The sequence below is a fragment of the Arthrobacter silvisoli genome (assembly GCF_003369445.1).
Lineage (GTDB): Bacteria > Actinomycetota > Actinomycetes > Actinomycetales > Micrococcaceae > Arthrobacter > Arthrobacter silvisoli.
This window is the reverse complement of record NZ_QRCU01000078.1, coordinates 113090-127875: the sequence shown is the minus strand read 5'-3', so window position 1 is coordinate 127875 and position 14786 is coordinate 113090. Positions and strand designations below refer to the sequence as shown.

Sequence of the window (14786 nt, the reverse complement as noted above, 5' to 3'; positions counted from 1 at the left end):
GCTACAGGTTACCGAACTTGTCCCGCAGCTTGGCGAACATGCCGCCGCTGGCAACGAGCTTGCCTTCGGTGAATTGCTCTCCGCGCAGCTTGGCGAGCTGGCGCAGCAAATCCTCCTGGGCGGCGTCGAGCTTGCCCGGCGTCTCGACGTGCAGGTGTACCTTGAGGTCGCCGCGGCCGTAGCCGCGCAAGTGGGTGACGCCGAGGCCGCGGAGGGTGATGACCTCGCCGGACTGCGTGCCGGACTTAACGTCCACTTCCTGCGGACCGTCGAAGGTCTCGAACGTCATCTCGGTGCCGAGCGCCGCCGCGGTCATAGGCACGCTCAAGGTGGCGTGCAGGTCGTCGCCCTCGCGCGTGAAGGTGGCATCGCTGTTGACGCGGATCTCGACATACAGGTCGCCGGACGGACCCCCGGCGGGACCCGCTTCGCCCTGGCCCGAAAGCTGGATGCGGGTACCCGTGCCGACGCCGGCAGGCACCTTGAGGGTCAGCGAACGGCGGCTGCGGATGCGCCCCTGGCCGTTGCACTCGTTGCAGGGGTCCTTGATGATGGTGCCGAAACCTTCGCAGGAACCGCAGGGGGCGGCGGTCATGACCTGGCCGAGGATGGAACGCACCGCGCGCTGGACCTGGCCGCTGCCGCCGCAGATATCGCAGCGTTCCGGGTGGGTGCCCGGGCGGCAGCAGGAGCCCTCGCAGGTGGGGCAGACGACGGCGGTGTCGACCTCAAGCTTCTTGTTCACGCCGAACACGGCGTCCTTGAGGTCGACGCGGACGCTGATCAGCGCGTCCTGGCCGCGGCGGGTGCGCGAGGCCGGGCCCTGCATGCCGCCGCCACCGCCGAAGAAGGTGTCGAAGATGTCCTGGAAGGCGAAGCCCTGGCCTGCGTAGCCCCCGCCGAAGCCGTTATCCGTGCCGTTTTCGTTGCCGGTGGCATCATAGACACGGCGCTTCTGGGGGTCGGAAAGGACCTCGTAGGCGTGGGTGACGGCCTTGAACTTCTCCGCGACGTCCTCCCCCGGGTTGACGTCGGGGTGCAGCTTTCGTGCAAGCTTGCGGTACGCCTTCTTGATCTCCTCGCCGGTGGCTTCCGGGGAGACGCCCAGGACGTCGTAGTGGCTGCTCAAAGTCGGTTTCTCTTCCTTCTTGTCCTGCTGTTCTTGCTGCGGTGGATCCGGCGGGCCTTAGCTGCCGAGGATCCTCGATAGGTAGCGTGCCACCGCGCGGACGGCGGCCATGCTGCTGGGATAATCCATGCGGGTGGGCCCGATGATGCCGATCTTCGCGGCGGCGCCCGGACCGTATCCGGTGGCGACGACCGACGCCTCGGACAGTCCGTCATAGGGGTTCTCCCGGCCGATGCTGACGGTGACACCGCGCGGGTCCTCGGCCATTTCGGAGAGCAGGCGGAGCATGACCACCTGTTCTTCCAGGGCTTCCAGGACCGGACCGATGCTCAACGGAAAATCGACATTGGAACGGGCGAGGTTGGCCGTGCCGGCCATCATCATCCGTTCATCGCGGCTGCTTTCAGCTAGTTTGTCGAGGCCGCGGGCGAGCACGGCCGCCGGGGACTGGAGGGCCGGCGGGCACAGGGCAACCACCGGCGCCAGCAGCTGCGGCAGGTGCGCCAGCGGCGCGCCCGAGATGCTGGCCAGGAAGCGTGCCCGCAGTAAGGTGAGGTCCTCGTCGGTGACGTCGGTTCCGGCGTCGACGACCCTCTGTTCGACCTTGCCGCTGTCCGCGATCAGCACCACGAGCACTTGGCGGGGCGCCAGGAGCACGAATTCGATGTGCCGCAGCCTGGCCTGGTTGGAGTGCGGGTACTGCACGACGGCGACCTGGTTGGTCAGTTGCGAAAGCAGCCGGACGGTGCGCTCCAGGATGTCGTCGACGTCGTCCGCGCCCTCGAGGAGCGAGTGGATGGCGCGCCGTTCCGCGGCCGAGAGCGGCTTCATCGCCGAGATCCGGTCCACGAAAAGCCGGTAGCCCTTGTCGGTGGGGATGCGCCCGGCGCTGGTGTGCGGGGCCGCGATGAGGCCTTCTTCTTCGAGCAGGGCCATGTCGTTGCGGATGGTGGCACTGGAAACACCCAGGTGGTGCCGTTCCACCAAGGCCTTGGAGCCGACGGGTTCGCGCGAATGCACGTAGTCTTCGACGATGGCACGCAGCACTTCCAGCTTGCGCGGCTCGCTCATGCTCCTGCCTCCCCTCGGACGTTCCAGCCCCGGATCTCTCTCGCCTGTTCTGCGTCCGCCGCTCCGCGGATTCCGCAATTCTTAGCACTCAACATGCCCAAGTGCTAACAAGTCTAGTATGTGCCGGGCCGTTGTTAGCATTGGTACCGCTCGCGGCGAACAAGCTTCCCGCGGGCTCCGGCGGCTTCCGGCGGCCGGAACGACCTCCGACAGCGAAGTGGTGTGACACTGTGTCCTACGACAACTGGGGCCCCGGGACGCTTTCCGCTCCCGCCAAAAGGGCGCTTCCCGAGGTTCCGGCCGAGCCCGGCATGGTCCTCGAGGACGTGCAGTCCGGCTGGGTGGGCGCGGTGGTCCGGATCGAAAAGTCCGGGGGCATGCACATTGTCGTGCTGGAGGACCGGCGCGGCAGGACCAAGTCCTTCCGGCTCGGCTTCGGCTTCCTGCTGGATGGCCAAGCCATCAAGCTGCTGCCGCCGGCACCGCGTGCCGGAACGGCTGGCGCGGCTTCCGGCACCGTCCCGGCCGGGCGCACAGCTTCCGGTTCGGTCAAGGTCGCGGGCCAGCGCGCCCAAGTGGCCAAAGCCAGCCGCATCTGGGTGGAAGGCAAGCACGACGCCGAACTCGTCGAGAAGGTCTGGGGCGACGACCTCCGGGTGGAGGGGATCGTCGTCGAGCCGTTGCACGGCGTGGACGATCTGAAGGCCGCCATCGCCGACTTCTCCCCCGGCCCCGGGCGCAAGCTCGGCATCCTGGTGGACCATCTGGTCCCGGATTCCAAGGAGTCCCGCATCGCCGCCGATGCCATGACCCTGCCCGGGGCAGCGGGGAACGTGCTGATCGTCGGCCACCCGTACGTGGACGTGTGGCAGGCCATCAGGCCGAAGACGCTCGGGATCGAACGCTGGCCGGAAGTACCCCGCGGAACCGACTGGAAGACCGGCATCCTGAAGGCTTTCGGCTGGCCGCACGCCACCGCGGAGGACATCGGCCTGGGCTGGCAGAAGCTGTTGGGTGCAGTGCGCAGCTACGCGGACCTCGAGGCTTCCCTTCTGGGCCGCGTGGAAGAAGTCATCGACTTCCTGACCGCCCCCTGAACCCGCCTGCAGCGGCCGCCCGCCCGCGCCATGCTGCGAAGCTGGTCCCCTAAGCACCTCCGACCCAGTATTCTGGGACAGCAATACCACCGGAACCGAGCCCCTTAAGGAAGACACAGTGGCAGAGAACGCTCCCGACGGGATGGACGCCCCACAGGGCCAGCCCCAGTACCACGGCGTCCCTGCCAACGCGCTCCCCCTGACCGCCGGCGAAGACCGCCAATGGGCAACCTTGGCGCACTTCGGCGGAATCCTCGGCTGTGTCCCGGCACTGCTGATCTACCTGATCTTCCGCGACCGCGGCCCGTTCACCGCACAGGAGTCCAAGGAGGCCCTGAATTTCACCCTGCCGCCCACCATCGCGGCAGTGCTCGCCAACATCCTGGTGATCCTGCCGGTGGTGGGCAATCTGTTCGCGGTGCTGGCCACGGCGATCTGGGTGGCGCTGACATGCTTCGCGGTGTCAGCGGGAATCCGCGTCAACCATGGCCAGCCGCACAGGTACCGCTTCAACCTGCGCTGGATCAAGTAGCCGGCTAGAGGTTGCGGATCCACGCATCCGCGGACGGTAGCACAAACGGGACCGAGTCGCTCTCCAGGGCGGCGATGAGAAGCGCCAGCAGCACCCAGCCGACCCAGGCGCCCACAACGTCAACCGCCCGGTTGGCCAGGGTCTCGGTCTCACCGAATCCCGGCACGTATCTTTCGAAGAATTCCCAGCCGATGGTGATGACCGCGACCAGGACGAGCGGCACCGACCAGAAGCCGAGCATGGCACCTGCCGAGGCATGGATCCACGACCACCGGTCGAAGGGGACATGGTCGATGTCCTGCGGTCCGCTGCCCTGCTTTTGGACGATGTCCCGATAGCCCAGGTATGCGGCGAAGGCGACCCAGACCACCGTACCGCCGATCCTGATGACCCAGGCGGCCGTGCCCACTTTCGGGTCGAAAGTCATCAGGGAGAGCAGCAGGAATCCTGCCACCACTACGAGGAAAAGAAGTGCGCTCCGCCAGGGAACGCCGAACGGGGACTGCGCTGAAATCGAAGACATGATCCCTCCCAGCATTGGTCTTCACCACAGCGGGCGGAGCCGGCCAGCCAGGGTGGATCGCCGGGCGTCCACGCACATGATATTCCCGCCAGGAACGGCTGAACAGCTGGCTGCGCGCCCCTATTCGGGCAGCAGCCGCCGCACTACGGCATCGGCCAGGAGGCGGCCCCTGAGGGTCAGCACGAGGCGGCCCTTAAAAGCCTCCGCGGGCTCCACCAGTCCGTCCGCGATCAAGCCGGCGACGGCGTGCCGGCCGACGGCGTCGAGCGCGTCCACTTCCAGCCCGCTCCCTAGCCGGGCCTCCAGCATGATGCGCTCCACTTCGCGGGTGCCGGCGTCGAGGGTTTCGCGTCCGGCCGCCGGGGACTGGCCCGCGGCGAGCCGGTTGGCGTAGGCGGTGGGGTGCTTCACGTTCCACCAGCGGACCCCGCCCATGTGCGAATGCGAACCGGGTCCGATGCCCCACCAGTCGTCTCCGCGCCAGTAGGCCAGGTTATGGCGGCAGGCGTGTCCGGGCGTCCTGGACCAGTTGCTGACCTCGTACCAGGACAGGCCGGCGGCCGAAATGAGCTCATCGGCGAGTTCGTACTTGGCGGCGTGGTCGTCGTCGTCGATTCCAGGGACCTCGCCGCGGCGCATCTGGGCGGCGAGCTTGGTGCCTTCCTCGACGATGAGCGCGTAGGCGCTGATGTGGTCCGGCGCGTAGGACAGGGCGGTGTCCAGCGAGGCGCGCCAGTCGTCCATCGATTCGCCGGGCGTGCCGTAGATGAGGTCCAGGCTGACGTCGAGGCCGGCGTCGCGGGCCCATTGCACTGCCTGCGGTACCCGTTCGGGGCTGTGGGTGCGGTCCAGGACCTTGAGCACGTGCGGCACCGCGGACTGCATGCCGAAGGACACCCGGGTGAAGCCTGCCTTGGCCAGCAGTTCCAGCGACCCGGGCGTAACGGAATCCGGGTTCGCTTCCGTGGTGACCTCGGCTCCCGCCTCCAGTCCCCAATGCCCGACGGCGGCCGCCAGGATCCTCGCGAGGTCCCCGGCGGGGAGCAGCGTGGGCGTGCCGCCGCCGAAGAAGACCGTGCTGATTTTGCGGGCCGGGAGCCCGGAGGCTTCCATGGCGCGGGCCGCGAAGTCGACCTCAGCCACGGCCGTGCCGGCGTAGGCGTCCTGGGACGCTCCACCGCCCAGTTCCTTGGCTGTGTAGGTGTTGAAGTCGCAGTAGCCGCAACGTACGGCGCAAAACGGGATGTGGACGTACAGGCCGAATTTCCGGTGGCCGACGCCGTCCAGCACCTGCGGGGGCAGCAGTCCGTCCGCAGGTGCCGGATCGCCGAGTGGAAGGGCGCTTGGCACTACTTCTTGGCCTTGTCCTTGGACTCGTCGGTGGTGAGGGCGGCGATGAAGGCTTCCTGGGGAACCTCGACCCGGCCCACCATTTTCATGCGCTTCTTGCCTTCCTTCTGCTTCTCGAGCAGCTTGCGCTTGCGGGTGATGTCACCGCCGTAGCACTTGGCCAGAACGTCCTTGCGGATGGCGCGGATGTTTTCGCGGGCGATGATCCGGGAGCCGATGGCCGCCTGGATGGGCACCTCGAACTGCTGCCTCGGGATCAGCTCGCGCAGCTTGGAGGTCATCATCACGCCGTAGGCATAGGCCTTGTCACGGTGGGTGATGGCACTGAAGGCGTCCACCTGTTCGCCCTGGAGCAGGATGTCCACCTTGACGAGGTCGGCAACCTGTTCGCCGTCAGCCTTCCAGTCCAGCGAGGCGTAGCCGCGGGTCTTGGACTTGAGCTGGTCGAAGAAGTCGAACACGATCTCAGCCAGCGGTATCCAGTAGCGCATCTCCACGCGGTCCTCGGAGAGGTAGTCCATGCCGCGCATCTGGCCGCGCCGGCCCTGGCAGAGCTCCATGATGGAGCCGACGAATTCGTTCGGGGCCAGGATGGTGGCCGCCACCATCGGCTCGCGGACCTCGTTGATCTTGCCCGAAGGGAATTCCGACGGGTTGGTGACCGTGGCCACCGACTTGTCTTCCAGGGTGACCTCGTAGACGACGTTCGGCGCCGTGGAAATCAGGTCCAGGTTGAATTCGCGTTCCAGGCGTTCACGCACGATTTCGAGGTGCAGCAGGCCGAGGAAGCCGACGCGGAAACCGAAGCCGAGTGCCGCGGAGGTCTCGGGTTCGTAGACCAGGGCGGCGTCGTTGAGCTTGAGCTTGTCCAGCGCTTCACGCAGGTTCGGATAGTCCGTGCCGTCCAGCGGGTAGAGGCCGGAGAAAACCATCGGCTTCGGGTCCTGGTAGCCGCCCAGCGATGTGGTGGCCGGCTTGGCGAGGTTGGTGACGGTGTCGCCGACCTTGGACTGGCGGACGTCCTTCACACCGGTGATCAGGTAGCCCACTTCGCCGACCCCCAGTCCCTTGGATGGCACCGGCTCGGGTGAGCTGACGCCGATCTCGAGGAGCTCGTGGCTGGCCTTCGTGGACATCATCTGGATCCGCTCGCGCGGGCTGAGGTGCCCGTCGACGACGCGGACGTAGGTGACGACGCCGCGGTAGGTGTCGTAGACAGAGTCGAAAATCATGGCGCGTGCGGGCGCGTTCGCGTCGCCGACCGGGTTGGGGATGTCCCGGACGATCCGGTCAAGGAGGGCCTCGACGCCGACGCCGGTCTTGCCGGATACCTTCAGGACCTCTTCGGGGTCGCCGCCGATCAGGTTCGCAAGTTCCTCGGCGTACTTCTCAGGCTGGGCGGCCGGGAGGTCGATCTTGTTCAGCACCGGAATGATGGTGAGGTCGTTTTCCATCGCCAGGTAGAGGTTGGCCAGGGTCTGGGCTTCGATGCCCTGGGCGGCGTCAACCAGGAGCACCGCACCTTCGCAGGCTGCCAGGGAGCGCGAGACCTCATAGGTGAAGTCGACGTGGCCGGGGGTGTCGATCATGTTCAGCGCGTAGGCGGTGTTGTCGACTTCCCAGGGCATGCGGACGGCCTGGGACTTGATGGTGATGCCGCGTTCGCGTTCGATGTCCATGCGGTCCAGGTACTGGGCCTTCATGTCGCGTGCCTGCACCACGCCGGTGAACTGGAGCATCCGGTCGGCCAGGGTGGACTTGCCGTGGTCGATGTGGGCAATGATGCAGAAGTTCCGGATGATGGCCGGATCTGTTGCGGCAGGCACCGGGGCGGTGCGGGCCATGGGAGACACGCAGGGGTCCTTACTGTCGACACTCACGCGGAAAAGTTGCCCGGACAATCCTGCTGTCCCGGCGTGCACCGCATATCTGAACTCATAGTCTCCCATGAACCCCGCCTGCGGCGCGCATCGGATTCCCCTTGTTGCCGGGTCCGATGGATACGGTGGTGGGATGGCACCGGACAACAGCACCCTCTTCGGCAGGATCATCACCGCACCCTTGCGCTACCTGTGGCGGCTGGCGGGCGGAACTGCCCGTCCGACGGCGCCGCCCCCGCCGCGCCGAACACGGCCGGGGACGGCTGCCAAGGGCAAGCATCCTGCCTTGGCGCCCTCCGCCGTCGGGCGCTATCCGGGTGATTTCCAAGGGACGGTAGCCGCGAGCTACTCCCCCGCGCTGGACGGCCGGCCCGATCCCGGCGAAATCGTCTGGACCTGGGTGCCGTTCGAGGAGGACCACACGAACGGCAAGGACCGTCCCGTCCTCCTTGTCGGACGCGACGGACGGTGGCTGCTGGGCCTGATGCTGACCAGCAAGGACCACAACAACGGGCGCGACGCAGCCGATTACGTTGACATCGGGGCCGGACCCTGGGATCCGCAGTGGCGGGCCAGCGAGGTGAAGCTGGACCGCATCATCCGCGTGGATCCTGACGGAGTCCGCCGGGAGGGCGCTGTCCTTGACAGCGCGACGTTCCGGATGGTCGCGGCACGGCTTCGCCGGAGGTAGGGCGGGTCGGGGCGGGCGACCGGGACCACGCCGAGTCTGGTAGCATGGATGGCTGTATGTCCGTGCAGGTCGACGGCCATATATGGTTGGCTGCCATAGGCATCCCCACGCCGCTCAGTCGATGGCCAACCTGATAACCCTCTAGACCATTTCCGCATTAAAAAGAGAGTTCACACACGTGGCTAATATCAAGTCCCAGAAGAAGCGCATCCTCACCAACGAGAAGGCTCGCCTGCGTAACAACGCCGTCAAGTCCGAGCTGAAGACGGCCATCCGCGCCGTCAACACCGCCGTTGAGTCTGCTGACAAGGATGCTGCAACGACTGCTCTTGTAGCTGCCAGCCGTAAGCTGGACAAGGCTGTCAGCAAGGGCGTTATTCACAAGAACAACGCTGCGAACCGCAAGTCGGCGATCTCCAAGAAGGTCAACGCACTCTAAGGTTTTCCAGTTCGACTGAGCTGAAATTGAGGCCGGCCCGCTTGGGCCGGCCTCATCGCATTTAAGCGCAGCGCTTCCTTCCGGGGGCCGTTGTGGTCAGCGGCGCGGGCGGGTGCGCCCTACCGTCCGCGGGCGGACATCGCGATGACTGTCACGGCGTGCTCCACCGCGTACACCGGATCGCGCGAGAGTCCCTTCACCTGGGCGTCGGCCTCGGCCGTGACCTGGATGGAACGGATCAACCCTTCCGGAGTCCAGCGGCGGACATCGCGCTGCGCCTGTTCGACCAGCCAGGGCTGCATGCCCAACTGCTTGGCGATCTGCGCCGAGGAACCTTGCGCGCCGGCCACCCGGGCCAGGGTCCGCAGCTTGGCGGCCAGCGCCGCGACAAGCGGGACCGGGTCGACTCCGGTTGCCAGCGCGTGGCGGAGGCTGGACAGGGCCAGCGGGGCGTTCCCGGCCATCGCCGCATCCGCAACCTTGAAGGCCGTGGCCTCGACCCGCCCGCCGTAGTAGCGCTCGACCATGGCGGCGTCCACCGCGGTGGCGGCGTCGGCGATGAGCTGCCGGCAGGACGCAGCGAGCTCGGACAATGACGTGCCGACGGCGTTGACCAGCGCCTGGACGGCCTCACCGTCGATCCGGCGCCCGGCGGCCTTGAACTCGGCCATCACGAACGCCGCCTTTTCCGCGTCCTTCTTCATCGGCTGGCAATCCACCATGGGCCAGCGGGCTGCCTTGATGGCGTCCAGCAGTTTCTTTCCCCGGGTGCCGCCGCTGTGGCGCAGGACCAGCACGACGTCGTCTTCCGGCTTGGCCACGTACGCCAGGGCATCGCTGAGGAAGGCTTCGTTCATGGCCTCGAGCCCTTCGACCTCGAGCAGCTTGCCCTCGCCGAAGAGCGAGGGCGTGACGGTCATAGCCAGGCTGCCGGCTTCATAGGCTCCGGCATTGAGCTTGCTGACCTCGACATCGGGGGCGGCTTCACGGACGAGCGACCTCAGCCGGTCCATGGCCCGGATGCCCAAATATTCCTCCGGCCCGGTGATCAACACTACGGCGGCCGGCGTGACATCGCGCCAAGTGGCAACATTCACCGAAGAGGTCTTGGCCTTCGAGGCCTGGGCAGCAGCCAACAGCGATTCCTTCCGGACGGAGTGGTTCAGCTTCCAGTCTCCCACGATCGCTGTGTGGTCCGGAGCCGGCGGATTGCCCGCACAAAATGGCGGCCAAGGCGTACACTGGTAAATACTAAGTTTGCTTAGCATTGGATTGCACGTGACCGACACCTCCGGCGCATAGAAGCCGAGGCAGCCTATCGGGCGTTCGCCGCAGCGAATCCCAATTGTCGCGTGATCCCGGGAAGGTCTGAGCTTGTCCACACGGCCGAAAGAAAGAAGGAAGCTTCAATGGACACAACCACAGTTCTTTGGATCGTCGGCGTCGTCGTCCTACTTGTCGTTCTCGGCGTGGCATTTTTCCTCGCGCGCAAACGCAGGCAGGAGCACGAACGTGCCCGGCGGGCCGAGGATCAAAGACGAGCTGCCGACCTGCGGAAGAAGGCCGAAGAAGCTGCGTTGGATGCCCGAGAATCCGAGGTCCAAGCGGCCAGGGCCAAAGCGGAGGCCGAGCAAGCCATGGTCGACTCCGAACGGCTCCGCAAGGAAGCCGAACAGCGACAGGCGGACGCCGACAATCTTCACCGCCATGCCGCCGACGATATGAAGCAAGCCGCCGCTACCGACCCGGGGGTCGATACCGACGGCGCGGACGCCGGGAATCTCGAAGGGCAATGGCAAGCCGCTGATGCGCGACGGGCCAACGAAGGAACCCAAGACCACAACCCTGGCCTTCGCGCCTCGTTGCCGGAGGAGCCCCGCCCGCAAAAGGATTCCTAAGGCCTTCATTGCTCCCTGCTCGGCCCAGCGTCCAGAGTGCTGCCCAACCCGCGGGCAGAGCACGACCGCCTGCGGCGCACTTCCTGCTGATTCGGCCACCGGCAATAATGGGCTCATGTGTGGACGCTTCGTGATGACTTACTCAGCCGCCGACATTCAGGACTTCTTCCTTGTCAGCGAGGTGGTTGACCCCGATCTGGCTGCGAGTTGGAACGTCGCCCCCACAGACCCGATTCCGCTCATCCTGGACCGGCTCGGCACAGAGGACGACACCGCATCCCGCAAGCTCGTCACGGCGCACTGGGGTCTTGTGCCGTCGTGGGCGAAGGACACCAAAGGCGCGGCCCGGCTGATCAACGCCCGCATGGAAACCGTCACTGAGAAGCCGTCCTTCCGGAAGGCTGCCGCGGCCAGACGCGGACTCATTCCCAGCGACGGGTACTACGAATGGGAAAAGACAGCCGACGCGAAAAAGATCCCGACCTACCTGCACGGCGCCGACGAAAAACCGCTGGCGTTCGCGGCCCTGTTCGAGAACTGGCCGGATCCGTCCCTGCCCGACGGGCACCCGGAAAAATGGCTGCGGACGGCCACCATCATCACCACGGCGGCCTCTGACGCGCTGGGGCACATTCACGACCGGACTCCCCTGGTGGTGCCAGCGGACATGTGGACGGACTGGCTCGACCCGCAGACCACGAAAGAAGCCGACGTCCGGGCCCTCCTGGACTCCATGCCGGAGCCCCGTTTGGTGCCACGCGTCGTCAGCGACAAAGTGAACTACGTCCGGAACAACGGACCCGAACTCATCGAAGCCGCCGCCTAGTTCCGGGTGGCCGCATCCGCCGTCGGAAAGGCCGACGGCGGTGTTGGGCCGTGTGACAACCCTCCACCGCACGGGTCAGGAAGCCTTCGAAGCCTCTTCCTGGCTGAGAGCAGTTGGCTCTGGGTCACGCCTAGGCCTCACCGAGTCCCGGAACGCCCGCCATTATGACACGGGAAACCTCTGGAGCCTGGTTCCGACTTTGGGCGGGTCTGGTGAATAGTGTCAATGGTTTCCTCGGCCCGGCTCCTGATCCCGTGGAGCATCCGCAGGGACATGACGAAGCTGGCGACCTCGACGGTCTCGAGCAGGAACCGAGCCCACCATTGCCGATAGGCGTACCGCTCACGGACAACGAGGCGGGTAGTTCCGTCTGGTTTTGCCTGGAGGATGAAGGCCCAGGTGAAGTCGAAGGGGCCGGGTGCTGGGCTCGGGGGGATGCGCAGGACAAGTGTCCTTACCGGTTCAAGGAGCCCCACCTCCAGGTTCGAGGAGTCCGTGGGTGCCAGATGAATCGGGTCCCCCACCTTAATGTCCTGCCACTCGGGATGGATCCGGTCCGCGCTATGGATGTCCAGGCCGGCGCGGTTTTCCAGGAAGTCGTAGCTGTAGAACCCGCCCCGGCCCTGGCCCATCTGCGCCAACCAGGGCCATACTTTTTCAGCCGGAGCATGAATGGTGATGGACCGTGTTGCCTGCAGGCCCGCGTGGGTGATGAAGTCGTCACCTGGCAGCCGGCCATCCAGCTCTTCAGGGGTGGAACCCCAGCAGAGTTGGAGTCGCCGGAATGCGAATCCGCAGCCCGCAACGCAAGTGAGCGCTGCGAGCCGGCCAAGGTTTCGTGCTGGCATCATTTAGCCGGGTCTGCCACCCTGCGGTTGACTGGTCGTGGACTGGACAGCCGCCTTTCGGCGTCGGTAGTTCCGGATATGCAGGTAGGTCATGGCTGCCAGCAGCGGAACGTGGATGGCCGGCATGTTGTGGGCGAACCATTTCGGAAGGTAAATGTCCGTCACCGCGCCGCTTTCGGCACCGTAGTGTTTGGCGAGTTGCGTGAGCGGACACCTGAATCCGTTGCCGGCGAACACCAGGGTTTCGCCCGCTACCACCGCCGCAGCCAAGCCAACCCGTCTGTCAGTGCGCCCGACCAGCCCCTTGTAGAGCACGTAGACAACGCATGACTCAATCGAAAGCCACGCCAGCGTGTGGAATGCCTTGATGGCAGCGACAGCGGCTGGATGTGGCTTGGACTTTGTCTCGGAGCGGCTCCCCGTTTCCGCAACGGGACGCGATGCGCTCCAAGCGCTTGGCCAGCCCGAAGTCCCAGCCGGGGCCATGTTCGTCCGACCCTTCGGTGCGTGAGCTCGGCCGATCTCCATGCGAATACACCTCCTGAATCGGAACACAGCGTGGCCCGATACTTGGTTCCTCAATTTCCAATTGTGAAACCGGCCGGGCGCCCGGAACCAGACTCATCCTCTGATCCAGACAGGGCTTCACCATCCGCTCCCAAGCCGGTCGCTTGTTGGGAAGACGGCCAACGCAAAAATCCCGACCTACTTGGACACATTCACGACTCCATGCCCGCGCCCCGCCTGGTGCCACGCCTCGCCGGCAACAAAGTGAACTACGTCCGGAACAACGGACCAGAGCTCATCGAAGCCGCCCCCTGGTTCCGGGTGGCCGCATCCGCCGTCGGAAGAGCCGACGGCGGTGTTCCAGCCACGCCTCGAAGCCTGCGATCTTGTCCACCACCAAGCCGTGGCACGTGAAAGCGAACCGGGCACAACGCGCCGGGTGCAGGAGCAACCAAAGCAAGGCCAGGTTGCCAGCGGAGCACAGCGCCATGGTGATCATTCCCCACGCACCCTCGGGCCACGGCTGCACCGCTCCCGGCAGGCCGGCGAGGAAGCGCGCGGTTCCAGCGATCGCCCCGGCGCACACCGCGGCGGCGCCCAGAAGCACAGTTGCTGCTCCCTCATGGGCCGCAAGCACGGGCACCGCGAGGGTTCCCAGCACCGTCACGGGTGCGACGAACGGCGCCATGACAACGTTGGCCAGCAGTGAAAAGACCGTGAACTGCGGCTGCAGGCCCACAATGACAGGTGCACAGAACAACTGCGCGGACAACGGCACTGCAAGAGCAGCAGCAATGGGACGAGGCAGCCAGGCCGGCGCCCGGGTCATCAGCGGACGAGCCAACAAGATGATTCCGAGGGTGGCCAGGACCGAGAGCAGGAACCCCGAACTGCCGGCCAGGGACGGCTCGCCGACAAGGAGCACAGCCACGGCAAGACACAGGAAACCCAGGCTGCGTCCCGCCCGCCCGCTGCTAAGCGCAAGAAAACCGATCGCGCCCATGACCGCGGCCCGCAGCACGCTCGGTTCCGGACCGACCAGCCACACGAAAGCGCCCAGGCCGCACAGGGCCAGAACAGCTGCTGCAGGCCGGCGGAGGCGGCAACTCCTGGCCAACACGATCAACAACCCGAGGATCAAACTGCAATTTGCGCCGCTGACGGCGGTCAAATGCGTGGTGCCTGTATCGCGCATGGCCGCGACAAGTCCTTCGTCCATGCCCTCCGTGTCGCCGATGACCATACCCGGCAGCAGGCCGGCAGAATCGCCGCCGAACCTGGCGGTGGCGACCCGGTACCGCTCCCGCGTCGCGGCCGCCCAGTCCGGCGCTGCCCCTGGCCCTGTACCCGGAAGTGCCCCGCCGGGCCACGCAGTGTTCTGCAGGCTGCCCCGGGCAGGGAAAGGCCGGGTGCCCGCAGTGAAGACCGCCGCCTCAGCCTGTCCGGGGCGCGCCTGCGCGAGCTTGCCGGCTGCCCGGATGCGTTCGCCAATCCGGGACTCCTGCCACCCGGCGCCACCGACCACCAGGATCCGGGTGGCCGGGCGGTAAAGCTTGCCGTCCGAGGTGAGTTCCAGCAGTTCGGCAGCAAGGATCCAGCGTTTGGCACGGCCTGCACCGGCGCGGACTTCCTTGGCTTCACCGGTCACCAAGAGGTTCACGAGGGCCGGGCCGTCCGCTCCGCTGCCCGTGACGGGCAGGCTTGACCTTGCAGTGGACACGCTCAGGGTCTGCACGGCTGCCGCGGCACCCAGGAGGCATGCCAGCGACAGCGCGGCACCGAGACTGCGGCGCCCCGTACGGCGGGCCGGCGCACGCCGCTTGCCGGCCACGAGCAGCAGCACCGCGCTGCCAAGCAGGAACGCCACGATGCCAGTGGTCCAGGCCGGGGACAAATGGTTACCGGCCAAAGCCCCCGTCCAGGCCAGCACCGCTGAAGGCACGAGCCGAAGGTCCAGCCGCGGCCCCGGATCCCCAGCGCCGTGGGCCCCGTCCG

At 66.4% G+C, this 14786-nt stretch carries 15 protein-coding genes; 6 read left to right on the top strand and 9 right to left on the bottom strand.

Annotated elements, in window-relative coordinates:
• Position 1: 1 nt before the first annotated feature.
• Both dnaJ and hrcA read right to left on the bottom strand, forming a co-directional pair.
• On the bottom strand, positions 2-1129 hold the full coding sequence (dnaJ, locus tag DWV11_RS19755) for a molecular chaperone DnaJ (protein WP_115790595.1): 1128 nt from the start codon (positions 1127-1129) through the stop codon (positions 2-4).
• A 57-nt stretch (positions 1130-1186) separates the two neighbouring features.
• The gene (hrcA, locus tag DWV11_RS19750; RefSeq protein WP_115790594.1) at positions 1187-2200 is read right to left on the bottom strand and encodes a heat-inducible transcriptional repressor HrcA; all 1014 of its coding nucleotides are present in this window, start codon (positions 2198-2200) and stop codon (positions 1187-1189) included.
• Positions 2201-2430: 230 nt separating this feature from the next.
• On the opposite strand from hrcA, the gene DWV11_RS19745 reads away from it, so the two are divergent.
• Together DWV11_RS19745 and DWV11_RS19740 are read left to right on the top strand one after the other, a co-directional pair.
• Positions 2431-3297 (top strand): DUF3097 domain-containing protein, encoded by an 867-nt coding sequence (locus tag DWV11_RS19745; protein WP_115790593.1) that lies wholly within the window; start codon positions 2431-2433, stop codon positions 3295-3297.
• Between the two features lie 118 nt (positions 3298-3415).
• Positions 3416-3829, top strand: coding sequence for a DUF4870 domain-containing protein (locus tag DWV11_RS19740; RefSeq protein ID WP_115790592.1), 414 nt, complete (start codon positions 3416-3418; stop codon positions 3827-3829).
• Between the two features lie 4 nt (positions 3830-3833).
• On the opposite strand, the gene DWV11_RS19735 is transcribed toward DWV11_RS19740, so the two are convergent.
• The 3 genes from DWV11_RS19735 to lepA all read right to left on the bottom strand — a co-directional run bounded on the left by DWV11_RS19735 (position 3834) and on the right by lepA (position 7555).
• Positions 3834-4352, bottom strand: coding sequence for a hypothetical protein (locus DWV11_RS19735; RefSeq protein WP_136017944.1), 519 nt, complete (start codon positions 4350-4352; stop codon positions 3834-3836).
• A 120-nt stretch (positions 4353-4472) separates the two neighbouring features.
• Positions 4473-5702, bottom strand: a complete 1230-nt coding sequence (gene hemW / locus DWV11_RS19730; protein ID WP_115790590.1) for a radical SAM family heme chaperone HemW — start codon at positions 5700-5702, stop codon at positions 4473-4475.
• On the bottom strand, positions 5702-7555 hold the full coding sequence (gene lepA, locus DWV11_RS19725) for a translation elongation factor 4 (protein WP_210725805.1): 1854 nt from the start codon (positions 7553-7555) through the stop codon (positions 5702-5704). The genes hemW and lepA overlap by 1 nt, the downstream gene beginning before the upstream one ends.
• 160 nt (positions 7556-7715) lie before the next feature.
• On the opposite strand from lepA, the gene DWV11_RS19720 reads away from it, so the two are divergent.
• Positions 7716-8273, top strand: coding sequence for a type II toxin-antitoxin system PemK/MazF family toxin (locus DWV11_RS19720; RefSeq protein ID WP_115790588.1), 558 nt, complete (start codon positions 7716-7718; stop codon positions 8271-8273).
• A gap of 178 nt (positions 8274-8451) precedes the next feature.
• The gene (rpsT, locus tag DWV11_RS19715; protein ID WP_070349386.1) at positions 8452-8712 is read left to right on the top strand and encodes a 30S ribosomal protein S20; all 261 of its coding nucleotides are present in this window, start codon (positions 8452-8454) and stop codon (positions 8710-8712) included.
• A 119-nt stretch (positions 8713-8831) separates the two neighbouring features.
• Here the strand turns inward: rpsT and holA are convergent, their stop codons facing one another.
• Positions 8832-9848 (bottom strand): DNA polymerase III subunit delta, encoded by a 1017-nt coding sequence (gene holA / locus DWV11_RS19710; RefSeq protein ID WP_210725804.1) that lies wholly within the window; start codon positions 9846-9848, stop codon positions 8832-8834.
• Between the two features lie 273 nt (positions 9849-10121).
• Between holA and DWV11_RS19965 the strand changes: the two genes are divergently transcribed.
• A complete protein-coding gene (locus tag DWV11_RS19965; protein ID WP_136017943.1) occupies positions 10122-10610 on the top strand; it encodes a hypothetical protein in 489 nt (162 codons plus the stop codon).
• Between the two features lie 115 nt (positions 10611-10725).
• Positions 10726-11436 carry an SOS response-associated peptidase gene (locus DWV11_RS19700; protein ID WP_115790585.1) on the top strand — a complete coding sequence of 237 codons (711 nt, stop codon included), beginning with the start codon at positions 10726-10728 and terminating at the stop codon, positions 11434-11436.
• 137 nt (positions 11437-11573) lie between these two features.
• On the opposite strand, the gene DWV11_RS19695 is transcribed toward DWV11_RS19700, so the two are convergent.
• The 3 genes from DWV11_RS19695 to DWV11_RS19685 all read right to left on the bottom strand — a co-directional run bounded on the left by DWV11_RS19695 (position 11574) and on the right by DWV11_RS19685 (position 14733).
• Complete coding sequence (locus tag DWV11_RS19695; RefSeq protein ID WP_210725801.1) at positions 11574-12287, bottom strand: SRPBCC family protein; 714 nt, start codon at positions 12285-12287, stop codon at positions 11574-11576.
• Positions 12288-12599, bottom strand: coding sequence for a hypothetical protein (locus DWV11_RS19690; RefSeq protein ID WP_245953813.1), 312 nt, complete (start codon positions 12597-12599; stop codon positions 12288-12290).
• Positions 12600-13086: 487 nt separating this feature from the next.
• Positions 13087-14733 (bottom strand): ComEC/Rec2 family competence protein, encoded by a 1647-nt coding sequence (locus DWV11_RS19685; protein ID WP_168404775.1) that lies wholly within the window; start codon positions 14731-14733, stop codon positions 13087-13089.
• Between the last annotated feature and the right edge of the window lie 53 nt (positions 14734-14786).

Excerpts from the sequence above, each read along its gene's own strand:
- hrcA (WP_115790594.1), bottom strand. The coding sequence starts at position 2,200 with ATGAGCGAGCCGCGCAAGCTGGAAGTGCTGCGTGCCATCGTCGAAGAC.
- DWV11_RS19735 (WP_136017944.1), bottom strand. The coding sequence starts at position 4,352 with ATGTCTTCGATTTCAGCGCAGTCCCCGTTCGGCGTTCCCTGGCGGAGC.
- DWV11_RS19720 (WP_115790588.1), top strand. The coding sequence starts at position 7,716 with ATGGCACCGGACAACAGCACCCTCTTCGGCAGGATCATCACCGCACCC.
- DWV11_RS19965 (WP_136017943.1), top strand. The coding sequence starts at position 10,122 with ATGGACACAACCACAGTTCTTTGGATCGTCGGCGTCGTCGTCCTACTT.
- DWV11_RS19700 (WP_115790585.1), top strand. The coding sequence starts at position 10,726 with ATGTGTGGACGCTTCGTGATGACTTACTCAGCCGCCGACATTCAGGAC.
- DWV11_RS19695 (WP_210725801.1), bottom strand. The coding sequence starts at position 12,287 with ATGATGCCAGCACGAAACCTTGGCCGGCTCGCAGCGCTCACTTGCGTT.